Annotated in this window: 22 protein-coding genes; 16 read left to right on the top strand and 6 right to left on the bottom strand. The window is 44.6% G+C overall.

The annotated features are described in order from the left end of the window. Positions 1-34: 34 nt before the first annotated feature. A complete protein-coding gene (locus R7M92_RS20425; RefSeq protein WP_033905882.1) occupies positions 35-1699 on the top strand; it encodes a diacylglycerol kinase family protein in 1665 nt (554 codons plus the stop codon). A 201-nt stretch (positions 1700-1900) separates the two neighbouring features. Here R7M92_RS20425 and R7M92_RS20420 read toward each other — a convergent pair whose 3' ends face one another. Beyond that, positions 1901-2299 carry a hypothetical protein gene (locus R7M92_RS20420; RefSeq protein WP_005379193.1) on the bottom strand — a complete coding sequence of 133 codons (399 nt, stop codon included), beginning with the start codon at positions 2297-2299 and terminating at the stop codon, positions 1901-1903. Positions 2300-2447: 148 nt separating this feature from the next. Beyond that, positions 2448-2885, bottom strand: a complete 438-nt coding sequence (locus tag R7M92_RS20415; protein WP_005379194.1) for a DUF2383 domain-containing protein — start codon at positions 2883-2885, stop codon at positions 2448-2450. A gap of 362 nt (positions 2886-3247) precedes the next feature. Between R7M92_RS20415 and R7M92_RS20410 the strand changes: the two genes are divergently transcribed. From R7M92_RS20410 to R7M92_RS20395, 4 genes are read left to right on the top strand one after another with little or no spacing between them, the layout of a single operon-like run. After that, positions 3248-3496 (top strand): hypothetical protein, encoded by a 249-nt coding sequence (locus tag R7M92_RS20410; protein ID WP_005379196.1) that lies wholly within the window; start codon positions 3248-3250, stop codon positions 3494-3496. A gap of 48 nt (positions 3497-3544) precedes the next feature. After that, complete coding sequence (locus R7M92_RS20405) at positions 3545-4057, top strand: phage holin family protein (RefSeq protein WP_318134109.1); 513 nt, start codon at positions 3545-3547, stop codon at positions 4055-4057. Continuing rightward, the gene (locus R7M92_RS20400; protein WP_005379200.1) at positions 4047-4373 is read left to right on the top strand and encodes a hypothetical protein; all 327 of its coding nucleotides are present in this window, start codon (positions 4047-4049) and stop codon (positions 4371-4373) included. Before R7M92_RS20405 ends, R7M92_RS20400 begins: the two co-directional genes overlap by 11 nt. Positions 4374-4418: 45 nt before the next feature. Continuing rightward, entirely contained in the window at positions 4419-5483 is a 1065-nt protein-coding gene (locus R7M92_RS20395) for an AI-2E family transporter (RefSeq protein WP_318134107.1), read from the top strand. Positions 5484-5501: 18 nt separating this feature from the next. Here R7M92_RS20395 and R7M92_RS20390 read toward each other — a convergent pair whose 3' ends face one another. Further along, entirely contained in the window at positions 5502-7949 is a 2448-nt protein-coding gene (locus tag R7M92_RS20390; protein ID WP_318134106.1) for an EAL domain-containing protein, read from the bottom strand. Between the two features lie 194 nt (positions 7950-8143). Next, positions 8144-9049, bottom strand: a complete 906-nt coding sequence (locus tag R7M92_RS20385) for a DMT family transporter (RefSeq protein ID WP_017635023.1) — start codon at positions 9047-9049, stop codon at positions 8144-8146. A 168-nt stretch (positions 9050-9217) separates the two neighbouring features. Here R7M92_RS20385 and rmuC point away from each other — a divergent pair, with 168 nt between their 5' ends. The 7 genes from rmuC (at position 9218) to tatC (ending at position 15406) form a co-directional block, all read left to right on the top strand. After that, positions 9218-10750: a DNA recombination protein RmuC gene (gene rmuC, locus R7M92_RS20380; protein ID WP_033905890.1), complete on the top strand. Its 1533-nt coding sequence runs from the start codon at positions 9218-9220 to the stop codon at positions 10748-10750. A 77-nt stretch (positions 10751-10827) separates the two neighbouring features. Further along, positions 10828-11607 carry a bifunctional demethylmenaquinone methyltransferase/2-methoxy-6-polyprenyl-1,4-benzoquinol methylase UbiE gene (ubiE, locus tag R7M92_RS20375; RefSeq protein ID WP_005379210.1) on the top strand — a complete coding sequence of 260 codons (780 nt, stop codon included), beginning with the start codon at positions 10828-10830 and terminating at the stop codon, positions 11605-11607. A gap of 11 nt (positions 11608-11618) precedes the next feature. Beyond that, positions 11619-12254 carry an SCP2 domain-containing protein gene (locus R7M92_RS20370; RefSeq protein ID WP_005379213.1) on the top strand — a complete coding sequence of 212 codons (636 nt, stop codon included), beginning with the start codon at positions 11619-11621 and terminating at the stop codon, positions 12252-12254. Continuing rightward, on the top strand, positions 12251-13885 hold the full coding sequence (gene ubiB / locus R7M92_RS20365; RefSeq protein WP_005379226.1) for a ubiquinone biosynthesis regulatory protein kinase UbiB: 1635 nt from the start codon (positions 12251-12253) through the stop codon (positions 13883-13885). Before R7M92_RS20370 ends, ubiB begins: the two co-directional genes overlap by 4 nt. Positions 13886-13937: 52 nt before the next feature. Next, a complete protein-coding gene (gene tatA / locus R7M92_RS20360; RefSeq protein ID WP_005382958.1) occupies positions 13938-14183 on the top strand; it encodes a Sec-independent protein translocase subunit TatA in 246 nt (81 codons plus the stop codon). 3 nt (positions 14184-14186) lie between these two features. Next, positions 14187-14585 (top strand): Sec-independent protein translocase protein TatB, encoded by a 399-nt coding sequence (gene tatB, locus R7M92_RS20355; protein WP_017635021.1) that lies wholly within the window; start codon positions 14187-14189, stop codon positions 14583-14585. Positions 14586-14653: 68 nt separating this feature from the next. Beyond that, the gene (gene tatC / locus R7M92_RS20350; RefSeq protein ID WP_005379234.1) at positions 14654-15406 is read left to right on the top strand and encodes a twin-arginine translocase subunit TatC; all 753 of its coding nucleotides are present in this window, start codon (positions 14654-14656) and stop codon (positions 15404-15406) included. A 461-nt stretch (positions 15407-15867) separates the two neighbouring features. Here the strand turns inward: tatC and R7M92_RS20345 are convergent, their stop codons facing one another. Then, a complete protein-coding gene (locus tag R7M92_RS20345) occupies positions 15868-16629 on the bottom strand; it encodes a TatD family hydrolase (RefSeq protein WP_137281629.1) in 762 nt (253 codons plus the stop codon). Between the two features lie 184 nt (positions 16630-16813). On the opposite strand from R7M92_RS20345, the gene hemB reads away from it, so the two are divergent. The 3 genes from hemB (at position 16814) to polA (ending at position 21843) form a co-directional block, all read left to right on the top strand. Next, positions 16814-17875, top strand: a complete 1062-nt coding sequence (gene hemB / locus R7M92_RS20340; protein ID WP_031777176.1) for a porphobilinogen synthase — start codon at positions 16814-16816, stop codon at positions 17873-17875. A 127-nt stretch (positions 17876-18002) separates the two neighbouring features. Further along, positions 18003-18437 carry a GNAT family N-acetyltransferase gene (locus tag R7M92_RS20335; protein ID WP_005379245.1) on the top strand — a complete coding sequence of 145 codons (435 nt, stop codon included), beginning with the start codon at positions 18003-18005 and terminating at the stop codon, positions 18435-18437. 619 nt (positions 18438-19056) lie between these two features. Beyond that, positions 19057-21843: a DNA polymerase I gene (gene polA, locus R7M92_RS20330; RefSeq protein WP_005379246.1), complete on the top strand. Its 2787-nt coding sequence runs from the start codon at positions 19057-19059 to the stop codon at positions 21841-21843. Positions 21844-22591: 748 nt separating this feature from the next. Here the strand turns inward: polA and yihA are convergent. Continuing rightward, on the bottom strand, positions 22592-23251 hold the full coding sequence (yihA, locus tag R7M92_RS20325) for a ribosome biogenesis GTP-binding protein YihA/YsxC (RefSeq protein WP_064353516.1): 660 nt from the start codon (positions 23249-23251) through the stop codon (positions 22592-22594). Between the two features lie 159 nt (positions 23252-23410). Between yihA and R7M92_RS20320 the strand changes: the two genes are divergently transcribed. Then, positions 23411-24028 (top strand): c-type cytochrome, encoded by a 618-nt coding sequence (locus tag R7M92_RS20320; protein ID WP_005379248.1) that lies wholly within the window; start codon positions 23411-23413, stop codon positions 24026-24028. The last annotated feature ends 706 nt before the right edge of the window (positions 24029-24734 follow it).

Genomic DNA, 24734 nt, shown 5'->3' with positions numbered 1-24734 from the left:
TAAAAAGTGCACTCGCTGAAGGCAAGGAGAGCGAATGTTTATCATCAAATATTATATTCTTGGCGCTCTGATCAGTTTATTGGCCGCTATCTATACGCCTCAAATTATCGTTAGTCTGCTGTTCTTGTGGATATCTCTTTCTTTAGCGTTGGTCAGCGTAGCCTACGTATTCGACATTCCCTCTATTTTTAGAAAAAACCAAGATGGCAAGATTGTCAGGTGGATTCGCTGGGCATTCATCCCATTTTTATTGGGGGCTAGAGCGTATAACGCCTGGGAAAGACGGCGTGATACTGTACCTCCAATCCAAAAAGTCAGCGACAATTTATACCTATCTCGCCGTTTGTTTCAGAGTGACTTAGATTTTCTCGAATCCAATGAGATCTCTTGTATTGTCGATGTCACCGCAGAATTTGCAGGCCTTGAAAGCGCGATGACCGACAAGCAGTTTCATTACCTTTCGATTCCGGTACTCGACCACAAAGCCCCAACGCTAGAGCGTCTTCGCCATGCGATTAACTGGATTGATACTCAAATCTCGTGCTCGCGGGCCGTGGTTGTGCATTGTGCGTTAGGGCGTGGTCGTTCAGTGTTTGTTGTGGCGGCGTATTTACTGAGCAAAGACCCGTCACTGACGGTTGAATCCGTGATGAAAAAAATCAATGACGTACGCAGTACCGCGAGATTGAATAAATTACAGATTAGGACGTTACGAGCGATCAGTGAAAAAGGCGTACTGGGGCTGGATCAATCCACTTGGATGGTGGTTAACCCTGTTGCAGGTGGCGGCAAATGGGAGGAAAACGAACAGCACTTGATTCGTGAGCTAACCAAAAAATATCGCTTGAGTATTCATCAAACCACCACAAACCTCAGCGCCGAGCAGCTAACACAACAGGCAAAAGAAAGTGGAGCTAAGCAAATCATCGTAGCTGGTGGCGATGGCACAGTAACAGAGGTGGCGAGCCAATTGGTGGATACCGACCTCAAACTCGGTATTGTTCCGCTCGGAACTGCCAATGCGTTATGTCATGTGCTCTATGGCGTTGGCGCAAAATTCTCACCGGTCGAAAAAGCGTGTGAAGCGTTGCTTGGCGGACACTACCAACGTATTGATACTGCGGACTGTAATCAGCGGCTTATTTTGTTGGTCTTAGGTATTGGGCTAGAACAGAAGATGATCGAGCACGCTCAGCGAGAAGAGAAAAATGTTTTTGGACAACTCGCTTACCTCACCGGCTTTTTTAATGCTGTAGTGGCGGAAGAAACGCAAGCTTTAACCGTATCGTTAGACGCTCCCACTGAAGATGGAAACCACGACAAGAATACACAAACGCTTGAAGTCCATAGTTTTGTCGTTGCGAATATCGCTCCATTTAGTACGTTGCTTGCCCAAGGTGGTGATGCGCCGCAGCCTGATGATGGCAAGCTGCATATCACATATTTAGATAACACCGAGTCTTTAGGCGGACGTCTTATCGCCTTGTCGGATCTGACATTAACGAGCGTAGGCGCACAGGAAGAATCGACACATTTTCAATACGCGACGGCTCAGAGTGTCACTATTTCTGCGAATAAGCCGATTGAGTATGTGATTGATGGTGAACTGTATTCTGATGAGCAACTGGCAATCAAGCTGCGTCCAAAGTCATTGAACGTATTTGTTCCAAGCCAGAGACGTAAATCAGCTTCGCTTTAACACTGTAATCCGCGGATAACGCGCCATTTGCTTCGTATTCTACATGGCGCTTTTTCTGTGCTGTTTGATGATTTGGTGTGCGTCGTAAAAAGGCTATTAAGGTCGCTGCGTAGATGCAGCGGCTTTTGTCTATCTGCACCTTTTTATTAGGTTGATTGGGGATGAGGGTTAAACAAAGTGAAGAAAGAAGGGCGAGTATAATTACTCACCCTGAGGTAAGTGCTTTTCAATTTCATCGTTTTCAACTTGTAAAGCAGCTAACCAATAAGAAACAAGTGCGGTTAAGTTGGTGTCGTCAATGGCTCTAAGCAGGGCTTTTAAATCATCTAACAGTAATTTATTCATAAAATGCATTTCTTTGTAATTACCTAGCTCGGCAACGCCGTATTCGGTGGCATTTTCTGCAATGAATTGTTCACCATCTTGGTCGAAAAACAGCTTCGCCATCTTTTTGATCATCACTTTTTCTATTTTCACGAATCGATATGCCGCTCTTGCGAGTGTCATATGTGATTGCGGGTTAACGAGAGGCAAACACGTTTGGCGATGGTGTGTCATTTTTACGAGTAGCTCCCTTACTCGATTGTTATCCAATGTCATAGTGACCTCTTTATTTATGACTATTGTCGTGGGACATTTCTCGTGATGGTTATGTTAATGCGCCTGTGGGCTTGTCAGAAATGGCCAAAGCAAGTTGGCCATTTCTTTGATCAATACCGAGCTTTATTGCAAAGGCGACCACCAAGTTTTAGCTAATAAGGCTGATGCTGCTGAGTTTTTCTTTGCAGCTTTTTATATCGCTACGAACTTTCAGCAGAACCGAGTTATCCGCCTGCTCTGGGTGGGAAGTAATCAAATTCTCAATCTCTTTGAGTACCTTGCTTTCGACACCTTCAAGCTGTTCTAAATACATAGACTCTTTGTCAGAGGACACTTCCTTCATCACGTCGCTGTAGACCTCACGCGCCTTGATGGTGTAGGAAACCGGAGTGTCGTCGGCAGATTCTTCATTGTTACTTGCTAGAGAGTAGGGAGTGAGCTCAATGACTGCACGCTCACGTACTCTGAGCAGTTCTACCAACACATTATTCAAAGAAGTGTTGTCAATGTTCTCGATGGCCTTGTTGTAAATTTCATTTCCGCTTTCGATAAGCTCAATGATTGAGGCGATGTTTTCATTTTTCATATGCCACTCCTTATTTACTGGTGATAGGGGTGTTTGAGCGTATGGAATACAAACACGATGTTTCATCTTTAATTGCAGGTTGTATGCCAATGAATTTTAAGTCTTATTAATCAGTGGCTTAATGTCTTTTTTTTGCAATAACTTGCTAACAGTCGGTAAGGCGCTAAGAAAAAATTACAAGAATGGCGGGGAAAGCTTGGAAAGAATTACACGTACAGATACGGCTTTTTATCGAAATGAAAATAAAATTAATAAAAAACAATAACTTAAAATTCTGGCATGGATATGGCTTTGTAGGGAGTAAGTGAGGTCAAACATTGTTTCACTTGATTCACTATTCAACTCATTAATGGAGGCTAGTTATGGCTACTACAAAAGAAAGCACAGTAAAACCTCAAGAGCAGTTAGAAGAAGCATATCACTTAGCGGAACAAGCCACGACGGAAGCCGTTGGCGCGATGAAAGACCAAGCCAAAGAGAAGCTGGATGTCGGTGCACAGCAAGTTCAGCAGGCGACTAAGTCGGCAGAAAATGTAATCAAGGAGCGCCCATTGCTGAGCATAGGCTGTGCCTTCCTTGCTGGTTGGGCGGTTTCGAAGCTGATCAAATAATAGTGGTCACCAAGGATTAAGCCACACAACAGAAAGGCGAGGCTTCACATGAATAACTCAGGGCAAGTTACCAATCAGCAATCAGGCTCGGCGGCTTCAGACAGCGGCCGAGCCCCTGATGGGGCAGAAGAACAGGATATCCAACAAACCATTAATGGTTTGAGCAACATTCTTGCGCAATTGGACCAACTGACGAAATCGCTAAAAGCATGGTCAGGTTCAACGTTGGATTTGTTCCTCTTGGAGATGAAAGTTAACGTGTCCGCAGTGCGTCAGATTTTGCTGTGTACCGTTGTTTTTACCCTATTGTCGGTATTGTTCGTATTCAGTTTGGGCCTTGCCTCTGGGGTGGTGGCTTATCAGTTAACTGCCAACGTATATGTTGCCGTGGGTGTATTTATCACATCATTAGGCTTGGCATTATTTGCTTTAGCCTGGTGGCAGAAGCGTTTAGTTGGATTTCTTGGATTCAAAAATACGACAGAACAATTACAGGAGGGGTGGGATGCGCTCGCTACAAAAGCTCAATCGAGCCATGCGGATCAAGCGGATGGAAGGTAAAGCATCTCTAGAGCAATGTTGTTTGTCGATGGAAATGTTCACGTTTACCACCAAGAAGTTTGTGAGAGAAAACCCTTGGACGACATTAGGCATTAGTGCTGTCGTTGCCGTTACCGCAGCAAAAGCAGGTCGATTGTCTCGACTGACTTCTTCTATTTCGTCAATGGGGCTATTGGTTAGCAGCGTGTCTGATATTACCGATTCGCTCACAAAGCCGGTCGCGGCAGCTTCTCTGGATGAGTCAGATGCGGAGCAAAATGGAAATGCAGCAACACAAGTAAGCAACGCTGCGACGACAGAGGGCGAGCCACTCTAATAGCGGATTTCAACGCAAAATTTTCTTACCGATTCTGAGCTTATTATGACAGCGAAATTGAACATTCCTGCCAACACTGCGATTGGTGCAACGCTTCTCGTCCTGTTACTCGTCCCAGGGCTGTATTTTGCCAAGCCAATATTGTTACCTATTGTGCTTAGCACCTTTATTTCTCTGCTGTGCAGTCCTTTCATTAATTATCTTGAAGACAAAGGCTTACCACGTGCTATTACCGTCGTGTTGACGCTGTCATTCCTCGTTGGCGCCTCAATTATTGGTCTTGCCGCCATGTCGGAGCCCGCCAAGCAATGGTGGTCTGAGCTGCCCAGTATCGTGAAAAATGTGTCGCAAGAAGTAAGCGAAGTTACTAAAGCTTCGGCTGATCACCTTAATACTCCATTGAATATCGCCAACGATATGAGTATGGATGAGGTCGGGAACAACACCGTATTTTCTTTGGTAAAAACGCTCGCGACCACTACGCCGACGATTTTGACACAAGCGATGATCGTGCTGTTTATGGTTTACTTTATGCTCAATCATGGACGAAGCTTATTTCGAAAGTCAGTGTCTTACTTACATGGGTTCGCCAAACAGCGCCAAGCGATTGAGTTGGTCAAAGCGCTACAGAAAGACCTATCTCGATACATTGGCACCATCACTTTAGTGAATGCGGGGTTGAGTGTTGGGGCCGTGTTTTTTGTTCTAGGCCTTGAAGATCCATTTCTATGGGGCGCATTTGCAGGCGTGATGAATTTTGCGCCGTACCTCGGCCCTGTCATATCCATGGTGAGCTTTGGCTTTGTTGCTTATCTTCAGTTGGAGTCGGTCAGTTTTATGCTGACGGTGGTGTCTATCTATTTACTGCTCAATTTGATTGAAAGTCAGTTTGTTACACCAACACTATTGGGGAAAAGGTTTAACTTAAACCCGTTAGTGATTTTTGTTTGGCTTGTTTTTTGGGGCTGGCTTTGGGGCGGAATGGGACTATTGATCGGTGTGCCGTTGCTGGTTTGTATCAATATTTTGGTTGATCGTCTAGAGCTATGCCAATCAACCCAAAATCAAGCAAAGCAAATCACCTCCGCGGACGTGGCACCGCGAGAGTGACTTGAGGGTCAAGCTGGTTCAACGAAACAGTTTTCCAGCGCTCACTGGCTGACTAAATAAATATCCCTGACCATAAATACAGCCTTTTTCGAATAAGTAATCGGCTTGTTCCCGAGTTTCTATCCCTTCCGCGACGACTTTCAACGACAGCGTTTTTCCCATGGCAATAATGGCATTCACAATCGCGTTGCTGTCGCTATTACTTGGGACATCACTGACAAATGAGCGGTCAATTTTCAGTTTGTTGATTGGCAAACCTTTCAAGTAAGACAAAGACGAATAGCCAGTTCCAAAGTCATCCAGAGAAATCTCAATACCCAGCTCTCGTAATTGATTTAACGATGCAATGGCTTGTTGAGGGTCGATCAGTAAAAAGCTCTCTGTGATCTCTAAATCTAACCGTTGGGCAGGGTATCCGGTGTTATCGAGGATAGTACTTAATCGCTGAATGAAATTTGACTGCTGAAGCTGCAACGCAGAAACATTGACGGCGATTTTGCCAAACTCGATGCCCTGGTCCAGCCAAGCATTACCTTGCAAACAAGCTTGTTGTAACACCCACTCACCAATGCTTTGAATCAGCCCTGTTTTTTCTGCAATTGGAATAAAGTCTGCTGGTGGTACAAGGCCAAATTCTGGATGCTGCCAGCGTAATAAAGTTTCCACGCCGACAATCGTATTTTGTTCCAAGTTGTATTGCGGTTGGAATTCTAACCGGAGTTGTTGTTTTTCTATTGCTTGATGCAAAGCGGATTGAATGCGTACATGGGATACGGATTTATCGGTCAAATCCGGTGAGTAAAACGCGTAGCCGTTGCGTCCATTTTTCTTCGCTAAGTACATCGCGGTGTCTGCGTTTTTCAGTAAGGTTTCACTGTCTTGACCGTCTCTTGGGTACAAGGCAATACCAATACTGGTCGAGACACGAAGTGAGTCGTGATTTGCCAAGTCGAATGGTTGCTGGAATACGCTTAGAATATCGCCGACGGTTTCCAATAAGGCAACATCACTATGGATGTCTGGCAAAATAATCACAAATTCATCGCCGCCAATGCGAGCCACATGCGCATTGAGGTGAAGCACATCTTGCAGACGAATCGCTAACTTAGACAGCAATTGGTCACCACAGAAGTGGCCCATACTATCGTTGATGTGTTTGAAATGGTCGATATCTAAGAATAGGGTGGCAAACGTCTGCTGGTTTTTGTGTCCGCTTTCGATGTGTTGTTCGAGTAAGCTGAGTAAATGGGTGCGATTAGGTAGATTGGTTAATGGATCGTAAAAAGCCATGCGCTGCAGCTTTTCTTCGTGTGCCTTACGCACAGAGATATCTTCAAACACACAAATGTAGTTAATAAGGTGGTTTTTATCGTCCATTACGGCGCTAATGGTCGCTAATTGCGGATAAATGCTGCCATCTTTCTTTCTGTTGATGAATTCGCCTTTCCATTGGCCTTTGTTTTCGAGTTGATGCCACAACTGTTGATAGAAACCTTGATCATGATGGCCTGAGCGCAGAATTCGTGGGTTTTTTCCTATCACCTCTTCAGAGCGGTAACCTGTAATTTGGGTAAAAGCCGTGTTTACATCAATGATGTTGGCATTGCGGTCTGTAATGACCATGCCTTCTTGCGAATTGTTGAAAATTTGGGACGCTAAGGAGAGCTGCGTTTCTACCATTTTTCGGCGGGTGATGTTACGTGTCATCCCCAGAATGCCGATTAAGTTTCCCGCATGATCACGGACAGGAGACTTAATGGTTTCTAGCCAAGTGGGGTTATTGTTTTCATCAATTTGACGGCATTCTTCAACAATATTTTGCGTGCCCGTGGCTACCACCAATTTATCGGCATCAATGAATTTTTCCGCACGTTCATGGCTAAACAGAGCAAAATCGTCTTTTCCAATGATTTCACTGTTGGTTTTTTGCCACGCATTTTCTACGCTTCGGTTGGTCATCGAATAAAGACCATCCATGCCTTTTATCCATACGTGGTCTTCAAGGCAGTCGATAAACTCTTGTAGTGTTGGTGTTGGCTTTATTTCCGCGCTTTGATGTCGCGTTTGTTCTTGCGGACAGTGCAAGTTGATATCAAAGCTGATCCGCCCCGCCATTGCGCTTAGCCATGCCGAAACAACCGTTGATTGATCATTAGGGTGAGTCAGTGTCAGTACGGCAAGCAATTCGCCATTTGGTAGCCAAATCGGTCCTATGCTCAAGGTTTGCTCTTCAAAGGGGGTATGGCTAACTGTAAAATCTGTCGGCGTAAAGTGATCGACAACTTGCGTTATCACATCGACGATAGCACGATGATTTTGGGTTGAGGTGGACACCTCAGTCGATAGCCACTGCTGAGTATCGCTCAGAATATAAAGCTGTCCCTGAGCTTGAGTTACATTACAGCATTGTCGCAGAACGTGTTGCCAGTCTGCCATCAAAGGCGAAGGAATAGCGAAGCGAAACATAATTAATAACGAGTCCTAAATCGCCCAAAGGTAATTATATTAGAATCTAGCGTAAGCTATTGGGCTCTGTGAGTATCGTATCCAACGCGTAGCTAAATCCTAGCAGCGTAAAGTGCTTTCTATCATTAAAATGTTATCTATATCTCTTTTTTATCCAACTTGTTGCATCGTTTTTTAGGGCTTTTGATAGGTGATTAAGAAGCGTTTACCGCTTTGGTTTTCTTGCCCCATGAGACTTGCTGAATGACTAAGCCACTGATGATCAATACCAGGCCAATCAAGGTTGAAGGGTGAATTTCTTCGCCGATGATGGTAGCTAACAACATGAGTGAGATAAATGGAGAAGCAAAGATCAGATTACTGATACGCGCGGTGTTTTGCGTTGATTTGAGTGCGCTCAGCCACAAAACGAAAGTGATCCCCATTTCAAACAGTCCGACATACGTCACCGCTGCCCAGCCTTTAGCTGAGATCATCTGCCAGTTCGCACCTTCATAAAGACTTAAACCAATGGCGAATGGAATAGCGACCAAAAAGCCGAGCAGAACGCCAACCACAGGGTCCGCCTTATTTTTGGTATTTAAAATCCAGTAACCGGCCCACAGCAGTGTTGATAGCAGCGCAAGACCAACACCCAACGGGCTCTCAAATTCCATGCCTAAAAGATTGCCTTGTGTGGCAATCACTATCACGCCGACATAACTAAAACCGCAAGCCAGCCAGTCCTTACCACGGATCTTTTGTCCTAAGAAAACAGCGGCCATTAGCGTTAAGGTGATGGCCCAGCTGTAGTTGATCGCTTGAGCCTGAGATGCGGGCAGCAAGTCATATGCTTTGAACAGAATAACGTAATACGCCAAAGGGTTAATCAACCCAAGCAGTAGGTAATACCAAGGGTTTGAGAAAAATGTAGCGCTTAACTGGCCCAGTTTACCTTGCACACCACAGATTACTGTTAGTGCAATCGCAGAGACGATGCTGGCAATGCATAGCATTTGAATCGGCGTAAATTCTGCCAGCGTGAGTTTAAATGCGGTTGCAACGGTAGACCAAAGTAATACTGCTGAGAGCCCAAATCCTAGGGCGCGACGCTCGTTCATGATGCCTCTGCGTGATGATGTGCCGCTCGGTTTGGATAATTTGAGCGGAAGAAAGAATATTATAGGAAGGCCTAGTGTATGCGAGGATTTTTCATCCAACAAACTGGACATTTATCCAGTGTCTAAATACCATTGTTATAGATACAAAACACAGGCTAACTCGCTATTATGCAATGGATTCTTGAGTACCAATCTCTCATTCTCTCTTCTCTTTGTGCTGCCACGCTTAGTGGTGTCGCTGCCGGTTGGTGGGTGAAACAGCGTTTTATCACCCAAACTCAGCTTCTCGAGCAACAACTTTTTTCAGAAAAACAGCTACATCAACAGCAACTTGAACAGGTCAAGCAAAGCCTTGCCGATGCTCAGCAAGAGTTGGATGAATTAGATGATGAGCGCGATAAAGCCGCGTTTGAAGTACGTCAAACGCACGGAAAGCTGATGGCAGCTATGGAAAAACTGCGTTACTTCGAGGCTGTAAAGCAAGAGCGCCAGCAATACTTTGATGAGCTTGGTCAAATGCGTGAACACAAATCACGTCTAGAAACGCAGCTGCGTGAACAGCAAGCTCGCCATGAGCAAATTAACCAAGCTAATGCCGAAAAACTGCAAATTTTAGAACAAGCGGAAGCACGCTTGAAACAACAATTTGAGCACTTGGCCAACCAATTGTTTGAAGAAAAAACCGCGAAGGTCGATTTGCAAAACCGTCAGAGTTTAGAAGGCTTGTTGTCACCGCTTAGAGAACAGTTAGAAGGGTTCAAAAAGCACGTTAATGACAGCTTTAGCCAAGAAGCTAAAGAGCGCCATACCTTAGTGCATGAGCTGAAAAACCTGCAACGTTTGAACGAGCAAATGACGCGCGAAGCGGTTAATTTGACCCAAGCGTTGAAAGGGGACAACAAACAGCAAGGTAACTGGGGCGAAGTGGTGCTCGCTAGGGTACTTGCCGAATCTGGCTTGCGTGAAGGGCACGAATATCAGACTCAGGTGAACTTACAAAATGAAGCAGGTAAGCGTTACCAACCTGATGTCATTGTTCATCTCCCACAGAACAAACAAGTGGTTGTGGATTCCAAAATGGCGTTGGTTGCCTATGAGCGCTACTTCAACGCCGAAACTGATGCTGAGCGCGATCAGGCTTTGAATGCGCACTTAGCTGCTCTACGTGCACATATCAAAGGGTTAAGCATGAAGGACTACCACAAACTCAAAGGTATTCAGAGTTTGGACTATGTACTGATGTTTATTCCGGTTGAGCCGGCGTTCCAAGTCGCGATTCAAGCCGATCCGAGCTTGATTAAAGACGCGATGGAGCAAAACATCATTTTGGTGAGCCCAACAACGTTGCTGGTGGCACTGCGCACCATTGATAATCTATGGCGCAATGAACGCCAAAATGAAAACGCCAAAATGATTGCGCAGCGTGCGACAAAACTCTACGACAAATTACGATTGTTTGTAGACGACATGGAGGGGCTCGGCGGTGCGCTGGATAAGGCGAATCAAAGCTATCAAGGTGCGATGAACAAGCTTGCCACAGGGCGCGGAAATGTGATTCGCCAAGCCGAAAGCTTTAAACACTTGGGAGTTGAAATTAAACGACCGATTTCTTCCGACCTCGCGCAGTTAGCGCAGAGTGATGCATTTTCAGAAAATGACCCGTTAGTAGAAAGACATCCGGCTGAGGATAAAGTAAACTAATCGCCCGCAGTGCAGTGGGCGATTTTATCTGTCAACAAACGCCCCGTAGAGGAAAGCGCTGCCTAAGAGGAATTAGAATGACGGACACAAGTTTGCAATCCAATACAGCGTTAGAGAATGAAACCACTCACTTTGGTTTCTCTACAGTGGCAAAAGACGAAAAAGTGACTAAGGTTGCCGAAGTATTCCACTCCGTGGCAACAAAATACGACATCATGAATGACCTGATGTCAGGTGGTATTCACCGCCTTTGGAAGCGCTTCACTATCGATTGTAGTGGCGCTCGCCCTGGCCAACGTATTCTTGACCTAGGTGGTGGTACGGGTGATTTGACGGCGAAATTCTCGCGCATTGTTGGCGATGAAGGCCATGTCATCCTTGCCGATATCAATAACTCAATGCTTAACGTTGGTCGCGATAAACTGCGTGACAACGGTATTGTGGGTAACGTGCATTACGTTCAAGCCAACGCAGAAGAACTGCCGTTCCCAGATGATTATTTTGATGTCATCACCATCAGTTTTTGTTTGCGTAATGTGACTGACAAAGACAAAGCGCTTCGTTCAATGTTCCGCGTACTGAAGCCAGGCGGCCGCCTATTGGTGTTGGAATTTTCAAAACCAGTGCTAGAGCCGTTATCGAAAGTATACGATGCATATTCATTCCACTTGTTGCCGAGAATCGGTGAGCTAGTTGCGAATGACTCAGAGAGTTACCGCTACCTAGCGGAGTCAATCCGTATGCATCCAGACCAAGAAACGCTGGAAGGCATGATGCAAGACGCAGGTTTTGAAAACACCAAATACTACAACTTAACTGGTGGTATTGTGGCTTTGCATCGCGGTTATAAATTCTAAGGGTTAACGGCATGCCATTTGAACCACTTATCACCGCTGTGATTGAAACGTCACTGAATACACTGATCAAAGACGACCCTGCATTGGGCCGTCGTTTAGCGCGTCTAAAAGGTCAAGTTATTCAAGTTCACCTGAAAGAGATCAATAAAACACTGACATTCGTTTTTAGTCAGCAAATTGATGTGCTCGGTCATTACGAAGGGCAGCCTAACTGCTATCTATCGCTCAACTTGAGTGTGTTACCAGAGCTGCGCGATCAGGCCAACATCACTCGTCTTATTAAACAAGATAAACTTGAACTCGAAGGCGATATTCAATTGGCGCAGAAATTCTCTCAGTTGATGGTGGATTGCAAACCAGATGTTGAAGAGTGGTTGTCTCGCGTGACTGGCGATGTCGCCGCACATACCTTTGTGCAAGGTTCAAAAAACATCGGCAACTTTCTTGCGTCTCAAGCAGAAAAACACCAGCGTCATCTTGCGCAAGTAGTGACTGAAGAATGGAAACTGGCTCCCGCTCCGTTAGAAGTGGCCTATTTCTGCGACCAAGTTGATGAGGTTCGCAGCCAGGCTTCTCGCATTGAAGCTCGTTTAACGGCTTTGCTGAATAAGCTGGATGCAGATAAGCCTGCATTGGAGAAACCATGACGCCAGCAGAACTAAAGCGCTTATACCACATCGCCAAAGTACAACTGGAATACGGCTTAGATGAGCTGCTTCCCGATCACCAACTGACCAAAGCTCCGCTTTTACTGCGCAAAAGCTTGTTTTGGATTAAGAACAAGCACCCAGAAAAACCACTCGGTGAACGTCTGCGTTTAGCACTGCAAGAGCTGGGGCCGGTTTGGATTAAGTTCGGTCAGATGATGTCGACGCGCCGTGACTTATTTCCTCCGCATATCGCTGATCCCCTAGCTTTACTTCAAGACCAAGTCGCGCCTTTTGATGGCGAGTTGGCAAAAAAGCAGATGGAGCAAGCATTAGGTGGTCCGTTAGAAAAATGGTTTACCGAGTTTGATATCAAACCACTGGCGTCTGCGTCGATTGCTCAGGTACATACTGCGCGCATAAAAGACACTAACCAAGAAGTGGTATTAAAGGTTATCCGCCCAGATATTCGCCCAGTCATTGATTCAGATCTAAAACTGATGCACCGAATGGCGCGTATAGTCGCCGGAGCGATGCCTGAAGCACGTCGTTTAAAACCAGTTGAAGTCGTGCGTGAGTACGAGAAAACCCTGCTTGATGAACTCGACTTGCGACGTGAGGCGGCGAATGCCATTCAGTTGCGCCGCAACTTTGAGGGCAGCGAAGAATTGTATGTTCCTGAAGTTTTTCCCGACTTCAGTAATGAAACTGTCATGGTTTCTGAGCGAATATATGGCATTCAAGTCTCTGATATTGAAGGCTTGAAAGCAAATGGCACCAATATGAAATTGCTCGCGGAACGCGGTGTGAGTGTGTTCTTCACTCAGGTGTTCCGAGACAGCTTTTTCCATGCCGATATGCATCCGGGTAATGTGTTCGTCAAACCCGAACATCCAGAGAACCCAATGTGGATAGGGCTAGATTGCGGAATCGTTGGTACACTTAATAGCGAAGACAAGCGTTATCTGGCGGAAAACTTCCTGGCGTTTTTCAATCGTGACTACCGCCGAGTGGCGGAGTTACATGTGGATTCAGGGTGGGTGCCTGCGGATACCAATGTCGATGAGTTTGAGTTCGCGATTCGCATTGTGTGTGAGCCTATTTTTGCTAAGCCATTGTGCGAAATCTCCTTTGGTCATGTGTTGTTGAATTTGTTCAACACGGCACGTCGATTCAATATGGAGGTTCAGCCACAGCTTGTACTGTTGCAAAAAACGCTGTTGTACGTGGAAGGGCTTGGTAGGCAGCTATATCCTCAACTTGATTTGTGGGAGACCGCAAAACCATTCTTGGAGGAATGGATGATGAATCAAGTTGGGCCGCAAGCTCTAGTGAATGCGATTAAAGACCGCGCACCATTTTGGGCAGAGAAATTACCTGAACTGCCAGAGCTACTTTACGATAGCCTGAAACAAGGTAAAGCGATGAATCAACGTATGGATCAGCTTTATCAAGGGTATCGCCAGAGCAAGCGCCAGCAGGCGACAGGAAAGTTTTTGTTTGGCGTTGGCGCGACTTTAGTCGTATGCTCGGCAATATTGGTGAACGATGCTTTTGAGCAGCTTTCGTTGGCCTGCGGTATCGCAGGTGTCACATTTTGGCTGCTTAGTTGGCGAGCTTATCGTCAATAGACGTTAAACTCTTGAAATATTTTTGTTTGTTTAAAGACCCGAGGTAAAGAGAATGGGTGGTATCAGTGTTTGGCAACTTCTAATCATTGCTGTAATTGTTGTATTGCTATTCGGAACAAAGAAACTACGCGGTATCGGTGGCGATCTGGGTGGTGCCGTTAAGGGCTTCAAAAAAGCGATGAGCGAAGATGAACCTGCGAAAAATGACAAAGACGCAGACTTCGAACCAAAAAGTCTAGAAGAGCAGCAGAAAAAAGAAGCTGCTCCTGAAACGAAAAAAGACAAAGAGCAGGCGTAAAACGTGTTTGATATCGGTTTTTGGGAACTGGTATTAATATCTGTTGTTGGTCTGGTCGTTCTTGGGCCGGAGCGTTTGCCTCATGCTATTCGCAGCGTGTCTCGCTTTATCGGTGCCGCTAAGAGTATGGCAAATAGCGTCAAAGACGAATTGTCACACGAGCTGAAAGTCCAAGAGCTGCAAGAAAACTTGCGCAAAGCAGAACAAATGGGGATGGATGATTTGTCCCCTGAGTTGAAATCTTCAGTTGAAGAGTTGAAGAAGGCAGCGCAATCTGTAAATCGTCCTTACGCAAAGAACACCGATTCAGAGGCTGAGCCTGTAAAAACAGAGCCAGCAGTCGAAGAGGCCGTGAAAGCGCAAGAGAGCAAGGTTACAGCGGCAGATAAGAAAGCCGAATAGTCTCATTAGGAGGAGCTACTAGTGATTGGTAGCTCCTTTTTGATCTGGTTTTTAATAAGAGGTTTGCCATGTCTACCGTCGAGCAGACACAACCTTTAATTAGTCATTTGTTGGAGCTTCGCAACCGACTACTGCGCTCAATCCTCGCAGTGTTGGTCGTGTTTGTCGGACTAATTTATTTCTCTAACCACATTTACGAGTTTGTTTCCGCACCTTTAGTAGAACGTCTACCTGAAGGCGCGACCATGATTGCTACGGATGTAGCGTCACCTTTTTTTACGCCACTTAAGCTGACGTTAATTGCTTCGGTATTTATTGCGGTGCCGTTTATCTTGTATCAAGTGTGGGCATTTGTAGCGCCAGGTTTGTACAAGCATGAACGTCGATTGATCATGCCATTGCTGTTCTCTAGTTCGCTATTGTTCTACTGTGGAGTGGCATTTGCCTACTTCGTGGTATTTCCATTGGTGTTTGGCTTCTTTACCGCCATCTCTCTTGGTGGAGTAGAGTTTGCAACTGATATCTCGAGTTATCTCGACTTTGTGCTGGCGCTATTTATGGCGTTTGGTATCGCATTCGAGGTGCCTGTTGCGATTATTTTGTTGTGTTGGACTGGGGCCACTACACCAGAAGATTTAAGACAGAAACGTCCTTATATTATAGTGGCTGCGTTTGTCGTAGGTATGGTGTTAACGCCACCAGACATGATCTCGCAAACCTTACTCGCTATTCCGATGTGTTTACTGTTTGAAGTCGGTTTGTTCTTCGCGCGTTTTTATACTCGTCGAAGCGAAGAAGTAGAAGCGGAAACCGAAGAATAAGGCTAATCTAGATGTGAAAAGCGGCTCAATTGAGCCGCTTTTTTTTTGCGGTTGGTTTTTTCTTGGGCTAATTACTTAACTTTCATGACGTAACCACATTTTGTGCATACGTATACTTCCTTGATGCCCAGCAGCTTTTGAAAAAAACTGCGCGGTACGCGTTGTAAGTAAGCACCATGTGTACACACTTCAACTTCCATATTCATGCTGTTTTACATTTGTGCTAATTAATGGGCGTAAATCAGTATAGAAAAATAATGTGTCGAGTTGTCGACAGTTTTGCAAAGCGGACGAAGTAAAGTGACGATATGAGAAGTAAGTAGAGTTGCTAGTTAATTATTATGTTTATCAATAATTTTGTATGGATTGTTCTACTATTTCAACGGGTTGAATCGTTCATTCAATAGTTTAGGTGATAAAAAAGCGACGTTGATTTCGTCGCTTTTTTCAATTCTCGTGAATTAAATATTAAACAGCGTTTTGGCATTCTCAGTCGTTATGGCATCGATGGTTGCGATGTCGACATCACGCAAGTCGGCAACACGTTGTGCAACGAGAGAAGTGTAGGCTGGTTCATTACGTTTACCACGGTGTGGCACCGGCGCTAAATATGGACAGTCGGTTTCTAAAATGACCCACTGCATATCCAAATGTGGAATGACTTTATCCATCCCGCCATTCTTAAAGGTTGATACGCCACCTAAGCCTAAGTGGAAGCCTAGCTCATTGATTGCTTGTGCTTCTTCTAAGCTGCCTCCAAAACAGTGGAATACACCACGCAGACGACCATCTTGCTCTTGTCGCAGCAAAGTGAGTGTTTCTTCAATCGAATCACGAGTGTGGATAACGACCGGTAAATCCATCTCTTTTGCCCAGTTAAGTTGAGCTACGAACGCCATTTCTTGCTCAGCACGATAGGTTTTATCCCAATATAGGTCGATACCGATTTCGCCCACCGCAATAAACTTGTGTTTCTCAAACCAACCGCGGATGATCTCCAACGTTTGTTCAACATTGCTGTCCACATAGCAAGGGTGCAGCCCCATCATTGAGTGGCATACGTCAGGATATGCCGCTTCGGTTTGTAGCATGGGCTCAATAGAGTCCAGATCGATGTTTGGCAACAGGATTTTATTAATGCCTTGCGTTAAGGCGCGTTGTACTACTTCATCGCGGTCGTTATCAAATTCGCTAGCATAGATGTGCGCGTGGGTATCGATCATCGTTACTCTCTGTGCTTCATGGTTGGTTTCGTATTCGAAGTATACTTGAGTGTGAGTGCTGGGTCATTTTCAGTTTTTTTCATTACCTTTTTCCAGATTGTCACTCGCAACATGCATCAAGAGTGATATGATTTTGTTCACCAGATGATTTGATCATCATAACCGTCCAGACAAGGAGAAAATGGTGTCTGTATCAATTCAAGGTCCATTCCCTGCACGCCGTATGCGTCGTTTACGTAAGCACGATTTTAGTCGTCGTTTGATGGCTGAGAACCAACTTTCTGTTAATGATCTGATTTACCCAATGTTCATTCTTATGGGTAAAGATCGTCGTGAGAGCGTGGAGTCCATGCCGGGTGTAGAGCGTTTGTCGATTGATTTAATGCTAGAAGAAGCACAATACCTTGCAAATCTAGGCGTTCCAGCAATCGCGCTTTTCCCTGTCGTAAACCAAGACGCTAAAAGCTTATGTGCTACTGAAGCCTACAACCCAGAAGGTTTGGTTCAGCGAGCAGTACGAGCGCTTAAAGAACACATTCCTCAAATTGGTGTAATCACAGACGTGGCACTTGACCCATTCACGACACATGGCCAAGACGGCATCATCGATGAAGATGGCTACGTAATGAATGATGAAACCACAGAAGTATTGGTTAAGCAGGCTTTGTCTCATGCAGAAGCGGGTGCTGACGTAGTCGCGCCTTCAGACATGATGGATGGCCGAATTGGTAAGATCCGCGAAGCATTAGAAAACGCGGGCTACATTCATACTCAAATCATGGCTTACTCGGCTAAGTACGCATCGAACTACTACGGACCATTCCGTGATGCGGTTGGCTCTTCTTCAAATCTAAAAGGCGGCAACAAGAAAAACTACCAAATGGACCCAGCAAACATTGATGAAGCGATTCACGAAGTGGCGCTAGACATCAATGAAGGTGCGGACATGGTGATGGTTAAACCTGGTATGCCATACTTAGATGTAGTTCGCCGAGTAAAAACTGAACTTCAAGTACCGACATTTGCTTATCAAGTCTCTGGCGAGTACGCGATGCATAAAGCGGCGATCATGAATGGCTGGCTCAAAGAGCGTGAAATTGTGATGGAATCACTATTGTGCTTCAAACGTGCAGGTGCAGATGGCATCTTAACGTACTTTGCGAAAGACGTTGCTGAGTGGTTGGCAGAAGAGAATGCACAAACTGCTCAACACCTAAATCGTACTCCGGAAGCGACAGAAGAGTAATTATCGCTCAGTGAGAAATACCAGACCAACAAGAGTTGTTCGTCTGTATATACCCAAGTAACCTCAGGCGGATTACAACAGTAACAATCCAAGGTGCTTGGGTATTTTTATTTTGGAGAAGAGAACAATGACAATGCTGATTCGTGAAGGCACATTGGAAGAAGCACTTCAAGTTGTGGCGCGTGTTACCGAGTTTTCGAAAGGAGAAACGGTAGACTCCATGACTCAACGTTTAGAAGAGAAAAACAGTTTAATCCTCGTTGCAGAAAAAAATGGCACGATTGTCGGCTTCAAAATAGGTTACGAATTAGAGGATGGTGTTTTCTATAGCTGGTTAGGTGGTGTTGTCCCTGAAGCTCGAAATGAAGGCGTGGCACAACTGCTTTTGGAAGCTCAAGAGGATTGGGTGGCAGAACAAGGCTACAACACATTAAAAGTGAAATCTCGAAACCAGTTTCCGGCTATGCTTCGCTTGTTATTGAGAAATGGCTATATTATTGAAAAGTTTGAAGAAAAAGTAAATCTTCGAGAATCTAGAGTGCATTTCATTAAAGCAATGTGAAAATAAATGAGATTTTTTCTCATTTAACTGTTGACTACGAAATGAGAATCATTATTATTAAACCTGTCTTAGGGAATGAGGAAAGTTCACAAGGACGTTGAGTGACTTATTAACAGAAGTTAATTAACTGAAAGTTGAGAAGTGATGAAACATTTTTCCGAGAACTTGCACGAATTCTTTTTGACACGACATTGCTCACATTGCTTCCAGTGTAATTTATAGCTTCTTGGTTAAGCTGCTCTATTTACAGAATTTGCTTTACCACTTCTGCTAGGCGACCCCATTCGGGTCGCTTTTTTCTTTTCTACGATTTCTATTTGACGTCACTATTAATATCTTTTCCACATGCGATGATCATTTTAGGATCGTTGATCTTCTCGCCGTTATGCGAATTTATTGTTATAAATCAATGGTTTGAGTTGGTGTTTTCTTGTGTTTTTTGTTATTGGATAACCAGTGGATAATTTCTATAAACAGAGTTATCCACAGGAGGTGGTGTTTTCGTGAATAAAGTCGGAAAAATTTACGCGACCTAGATCGAGCGAACAAGATAGATTCAGATCAGCAGTCATGGCATCCTAGGCAGATCTCTCAAGTACTGAATTGGATACAGACAATTATGGCAAGTATTCCTGAAAATCCGTTGATCCTTATCGACGGCTCTTCTTACCTATATCGCGCTTTTCACGCCTACCCGGGCACCATGAGCAATGGTGAAATTCCAACTAATGCCGTTTACGGCGTCGTGAACATGTTACGCAGCATGATGCGTCAGTTTGCGTCTGAGCGCATCGCGGTGGTTTTCGATGCAAAGGGAAAAACCTTTCGTGATGATATGTATGCAGAATACAAAGCGAATCGTCCGCCAATGCCGGATGACCTGCGTTGTCAAATTGAACCATTACACAATGTTATTCGTGCAATGGGTTTGCCGCTGATCTGTGTTCCTGGCGTCGAGGCGGATGACGTCATCGGTACGTTAGCATACCAAGCATCACAAAAGGGCATGCCTGTATTGATCAGTACTGGTGATAAAGACATGGCGCAGCTAGTGGATGATAACATTACCTTGATCAACACCATGACGAACGTCGTAATGGATCGTGAAGGTGTGGTTGAAAAGTTTGGCATTCCACCTGAGTTGATCATCGACTACTTAGCACTGATGGGCGATAAAGTAGATAACATTCCTGGTGTACCGGGTGTCGGTGATAAAACAGCGACCGCACTACTGCAAGGCATTGGTGGTCTGACGAAGTTGTATGAAAACCTCGATGATATTGCAGGGCTTGGTTTCCGTGGTTCTAAAACCATGGCGAAAAAGCTCATCGACAACAAAGAAAATGCCATGCTTTCGTATGAGCTAGCGACCATAAAATTGGATGTTGAGCTTGAGGAAACGCCAGAATCATTGCTGAAAGCGGAACCAAATAAAGACGAATTAGTGAAGCTATATGGCCAACTGACGTTTAAATCTTGGTTGAATGAACTACTTGAAGGCGGTTCTGGATCTGTGGAGGCCGTAGAGCTTGCAGGATCTTCACAAGCTTCTTCTTCTCAAGCCGAGATGGAAACTTCTGCGGTAACAATCGATCGCAGCCAATATGAAACAATTCTGGATAAAGAAACCTTCAATGCTTGGCTAGATAAACTTCAAACGGCTGAGCTGTTTGCATTTGATACGGAGACCGATAACCTAGATTACATGCTAGCGAATCTAGTTGGTTTGTCATTCGCTGTCGATGAAGGTATTGCGGCTTATGTGCCAGTTGCACATGACTATTTAGATGCGCCTGAACAGCTTGATCGTGATTGGGTACTAGAACAGCTGAAGCCAATTCTTGAAGATGCAGCGAAAGCAAAAGTCGGTCAAAACTTAAAGTATGATGCGTCTGTACTCGCTCGTTACGACATTGAGCTAAAAGGTATCAAGCACGACACGATGTTGGAATCGTATATCTACAACAGTGTCGGCGGTAAACACGATATGGACAGCTTGGCGCTTCGCTTCCTACAGCACAGCTGCATTTCTTTTGAGCAAATTGCAGGTAAAGGCAAAAATCAGCTTACGTTTAACCAAATCGAACTGGAACAAGCATCGCCATACGCGGCAGAAGATGCGGATGTGACCCTTCGTCTGCACAATCGCTTGTTTGCTAATATCGAGCAGGATGAAAGCCTGAAGACAGTTTACGAAGAGATTGAAATGCCGTTAGTGCCAGTTCTTTCGCGCATTGAACGCACTGGGGTCTTTATTGATGAAATGAAGCTAAGTGCGCAGTCGGTCGAGATTACCGCTCGCCTTGATGAGCTTGAAAAGAAAGCGTACGAAATTGCTGAGCAAGAGTTTAATATGAACTCTCCAAAGCAATTACAAGCCATCCTATTTGAAAAAATGGGTTTACCGGTTGTGAAGAAAACGCCATCAGGCACACCATCGACGAATGAAGAAGTTCTGCAAGAACTCGCGCTAGACTACCCACTACCAAAACTGATTTTGGAATACCGTGGTCTGGCGAAGCTAAAATCAACTTACACCGACAAACTGCCGAAGATGATCAACCCATCAACGGGTCGCGTGCATACTTCTTACCACCAAGCAGTGACCGCAACGGGTCGTCTATCTTCTACTGATCCGAACTTACAGAATATTCCAATTCGTAACGAAGCCGGCCGTCGTATTCGTCAAGCGTTTGTCGCGCCATCAGGGCATAAAATCTTAGCGGTCGACTACTCGCAAATCGAACTTCGCATCATGGCGCACCTTTCTGGCGACCAAGCTTTATTGGATGCATTCCGTGATGGCAAAGATATCCACGCGGCAACCGCAGCAGAAATCATGGGTGTTTCTATTGAGGACGTTTCAAGTGAGCAACGTCGTCGTGCGAAAGCGGTTAATTTCGGTCTTATTTACGGCATGAGTGCGTTTGGTTTGGCGAAGCAATTAGGCATTCCTCGTGGTGAGGCTCAAGCGTACATGGATACATACTTTGAACGTTACCCAGGCGTGATGCAGTACATGGAAGACACACGCAGCACGGCAGCAGATAAAGGGTATGTTGAAACGATTTTTGGTCGACGTTTGCATTTACCAGAAATCAAATCGCGCAACGGGATGCGTCGTAAAGCTGCTGAACGTGCGGCAATCAACGCACCAATGCAAGGTACGGCTGCGGACATCATTAAGAAAGCGATGCTGTTGGTTGATCAGTGGATTCAGGAAGAAGGCAATGGTCGTGTGAAGTTATTAATGCAAGTACACGATGAATTGGTCTTTGAAGTTGAAGAGTCATCATTGTCCGAAATTGAAAGTAAAGTACAGAAATTGATGGAATCTGCAGCAGAGCTAAAAGTACCGTTGGTTGCAGAAGCAGGTCATGGTGATAACTGGGATCAAGCTCATTAGTCATTTTTTAGACCAAAATAACCAATTAATTATGAGCCAGCGCACAAACGCTGGCTTTTTTTTGAGATTAAAAAAGCTAGCGCAAAGTTAACTTTGATGTTGCTTAATAAAAGTTTCATGAAAAAAAACTACAAAAATTCTTTGCAATTCTGACCAATTGTTGTACATTAATACTCGTAGGGTACAGAGGTAAGATGTTCTATCTTTCAGACCTTTTGTTTCACGTTATTGGATTAGGCTGATTCAGCCGCCCCAGTCAGTTTTTGACTGGGGCGTTTTTTATTGGGCGAAAGAAAATTATTCTTTTGGATCAGTAGCTTAAAGTAAGCCTTCAAAAACCTTCTTTTTTGACCTTTCTAAGTCACTGCAAAATCTCGATTTTTCCTTCAAATTTATTGCGTTATTCATCCTGTAAATTTACGCCAGTCACACTATTATTTTTTCTTGAAGGAAACTAAGTTACATCTTTTTGAAGCTTTGCTTGGCTTAACTGTCTGAATTGTAATGCTATTGGGTGTTTTTGGAGTGAATGTTTGGTGATAAACAGGAAACAAGAGCGCTTTTTAACCTATTGAAATCGAATCTCAGTTCAGCAATGCTTCGTCACATAACAATAATTACCAATTTTTCTCTCCCGTTATCCCTGCCAGGAAGGCGGGGATTTTTATTGCCTGTTATTTAGTTCAGATAAACAAAAGCCCCACCAAATGGCAGGGCCGTGTCGAAGAAATTTAACAAATATTGTTAATTATTCTTCATCGCTCGCTGGTGTCTCTTGTTCGTCTTCTTCTATCAGGTGCGCTAGTGCTGGTGCAAACCAGGTATCCAGTTTTGCACGTAGCTGATCGACACCTAATCCTTTAAGTGAGGAGAACACATCAACAGAAACGTCACCACCGAAAGTTTCTACTTGCTTACGAACTTTCAGTAGAGTTTGTTTGCGTGCACCACTTTTTAGTTTATCTGCTTTGGTTAGCAAAACTTGCACAGGAATGTGGCTATCGATGGCCCAGAAAATCATTTGTTGGTCGAGATCTTTCATTGGATGACGAATGTCCATTAGAACCACTAAGCCTTTTAGGCACTCGCGTTTCTGTAGGTATTCACCCAAAGATTTCTGCCATTTGTTTTTCATTTCTACCGGTACTTGAGCAAAACCGTATCCAGGTAGATCGACAATGTGACAACCTTCTTCTACTTTGAAAAGGTTGATTAATTGCGTACGACCAGGTGTCTTTGATGTCTTGGCTAAGCTTTTTTGATTAGTTAGACGGTTAAGTGCACTCGATTTACCAGCGTTTGAGCGTCCTGCAAACGCAATTTCGACACCTTCGTCTTCCGGCAGGTGACGAATATCGGGTGCGCTGGTGATGAAATGCGTATTTTGGTAATGAATTTTTACGCTCACTGTTAACTCCATCTCGACTTTGTGTAGTCGATTGATTACTTTTTTGTGAAAATGTGTAAAATAACCGTGCTCGGCATAAGGTCGCCTATTGTACCATGAGTGTACGCGGTATGTTCACATTCCGTGGTACTGGAAGCTTGATAATTATAATGGAATGTCATGAAGAAATTAGCGCTAATTTTGAGTCTTTTAGCCAGTTGCTCAGTATGGGCCCAAGGTAATATTGAGGCTGGTAAAGCAAAATCACAAACCTGTGTCGCCTGTCACGGAGCAGATGGCAACAGTGCAATAACAACGTACCCGAAACTCGCAGGCCAACACGCTAAGTATCTTGAGAAGCAGTTAAAAGAACTTAAGCTAGGCATGACAAGTGGTGGTAAACAAGGTCGTTACGATCCTGTAATGAGTGGTATGGCAATGCCACTGAGCGATGAAGATATCGCAGACCTATCTGCTTACTACGCTTCGCTACCAGTTTCAGAAAACTCAACACCTGAAGATGTAGTAGCAAAAGGCAAAACGCTTTATACCGCTGGTGATGCCGAGCGTGGCCTAACCGCATGTATTGCATGTCATGGTCCTCGTGGCAATGGTACTGAGCTTTCAGGTTTCCCGAAAATTTCTGGTCAGCATGCTGACTACATCAAAGCTCAGCTAGAAAAATTCCGTGATGGTGACCGTGGTAATGATATGAATGCCATGATGCGCGACATCGCGAAGAAAATGACAGACGAAGATATCGAAGTGCTGTCTAAATACGTTGGCGGTCTGCACTAATATACCTAAATCGCTCAAGATCCTGCATCTTGAGCTGGTTGGGTAGATGTCCCTACATCGTTCGAGCAACTTGTACAAAAATGCCCTAGTGAATCCACTAGGGCATTTTTGTTCGTGACAGATATCACAGTCGAGTTTGGATACGAAAGCGATAGTTGGCTCGGCAGTTTGTGAGACATTTGCCATACTTGATGTTGGCTTTTTCTTGTTAGTGTTTTTAAGTTTTTGATTAAATGATAATTTTGATTTTTTAGAAAAATAGGCGGATTATTTTTTCAACCCATTACTTGTGAGCATAACGGGATGACGTAAAGTAGAAGTCGTTCACAGGGAGTGAATGTAAGGATTTAAGACCACGGTTTAGGTCTCCAAGGATGTAGCTCGGATGCTTGGTGATTTAGAAAGGGATTTAGATAGGTAGGGAGCCTATCAGATAAGGATGGTCATCTCGTCTGACGGTTAAGACAGTGAAACGGATCAGGCACAGGAAGTTGCTCAGTAGACAGGAAGTAAACGGATAGCCAAAACTCATCAGGAAGATGAAAAACAACTCTTTTTGGCAGGGAAAGCTCTAAAAACAAAGGGATCATTGGTGCACCAAATGTGTGCAACACAGTTTCGCCAATTGATTGACCCGTCCTGATATGGGTTGACACTTTTTAACTAAAACGCTCGATGTACTTCATCGGGCGTTTTGTATTTTAAA

The sequence above is a fragment of the Vibrio sp. Vb2880 genome, from assembly GCF_033337975.1.
GTDB classification, from domain to species: Bacteria; Pseudomonadota; Gammaproteobacteria; order Enterobacterales; family Vibrionaceae; genus Vibrio; species Vibrio alginolyticus.
This window is presented reverse-complemented; position numbering and strand designations above follow the sequence as displayed.

Excerpts from the sequence above, each read along its gene's own strand:
- R7M92_RS20425 (WP_033905882.1), top strand. The coding sequence starts at position 35 with ATGTTTATCATCAAATATTATATTCTTGGCGCTCTGATCAGTTTATTG.
- R7M92_RS20420 (WP_005379193.1), bottom strand. The coding sequence starts at position 2,299 with ATGACATTGGATAACAATCGAGTAAGGGAGCTACTCGTAAAAATGACA.
- R7M92_RS20415 (WP_005379194.1), bottom strand. The coding sequence starts at position 2,885 with ATGAAAAATGAAAACATCGCCTCAATCATTGAGCTTATCGAAAGCGGA.
- R7M92_RS20410 (WP_005379196.1), top strand. The coding sequence starts at position 3,248 with ATGGCTACTACAAAAGAAAGCACAGTAAAACCTCAAGAGCAGTTAGAA.
- R7M92_RS20405 (WP_318134109.1), top strand. The coding sequence starts at position 3,545 with ATGAATAACTCAGGGCAAGTTACCAATCAGCAATCAGGCTCGGCGGCT.
- R7M92_RS20400 (WP_005379200.1), top strand. The coding sequence starts at position 4,047 with ATGGAAGGTAAAGCATCTCTAGAGCAATGTTGTTTGTCGATGGAAATG.
- R7M92_RS20395 (WP_318134107.1), top strand. The coding sequence starts at position 4,419 with ATGACAGCGAAATTGAACATTCCTGCCAACACTGCGATTGGTGCAACG.
- R7M92_RS20390 (WP_318134106.1), bottom strand. The coding sequence starts at position 7,949 with ATGTTTCGCTTCGCTATTCCTTCGCCTTTGATGGCAGACTGGCAACAC.
- R7M92_RS20385 (WP_017635023.1), bottom strand. The coding sequence starts at position 9,049 with ATGAACGAGCGTCGCGCCCTAGGATTTGGGCTCTCAGCAGTATTACTT.
- rmuC (WP_033905890.1), top strand. The coding sequence starts at position 9,218 with ATGCAATGGATTCTTGAGTACCAATCTCTCATTCTCTCTTCTCTTTGT.
- ubiE (WP_005379210.1), top strand. The coding sequence starts at position 10,828 with ATGACGGACACAAGTTTGCAATCCAATACAGCGTTAGAGAATGAAACC.
- R7M92_RS20370 (WP_005379213.1), top strand. The coding sequence starts at position 11,619 with ATGCCATTTGAACCACTTATCACCGCTGTGATTGAAACGTCACTGAAT.
- ubiB (WP_005379226.1), top strand. The coding sequence starts at position 12,251 with ATGACGCCAGCAGAACTAAAGCGCTTATACCACATCGCCAAAGTACAA.
- tatA (WP_005382958.1), top strand. The coding sequence starts at position 13,938 with ATGGGTGGTATCAGTGTTTGGCAACTTCTAATCATTGCTGTAATTGTT.
- tatC (WP_005379234.1), top strand. The coding sequence starts at position 14,654 with ATGTCTACCGTCGAGCAGACACAACCTTTAATTAGTCATTTGTTGGAG.
- R7M92_RS20345 (WP_137281629.1), bottom strand. The coding sequence starts at position 16,629 with ATGATCGATACCCACGCGCACATCTATGCTAGCGAATTTGATAACGAC.
- R7M92_RS20335 (WP_005379245.1), top strand. The coding sequence starts at position 18,003 with ATGACAATGCTGATTCGTGAAGGCACATTGGAAGAAGCACTTCAAGTT.
- polA (WP_005379246.1), top strand. The coding sequence starts at position 19,057 with ATGGCAAGTATTCCTGAAAATCCGTTGATCCTTATCGACGGCTCTTCT.
- R7M92_RS20320 (WP_005379248.1), top strand. The coding sequence starts at position 23,411 with ATGAAGAAATTAGCGCTAATTTTGAGTCTTTTAGCCAGTTGCTCAGTA.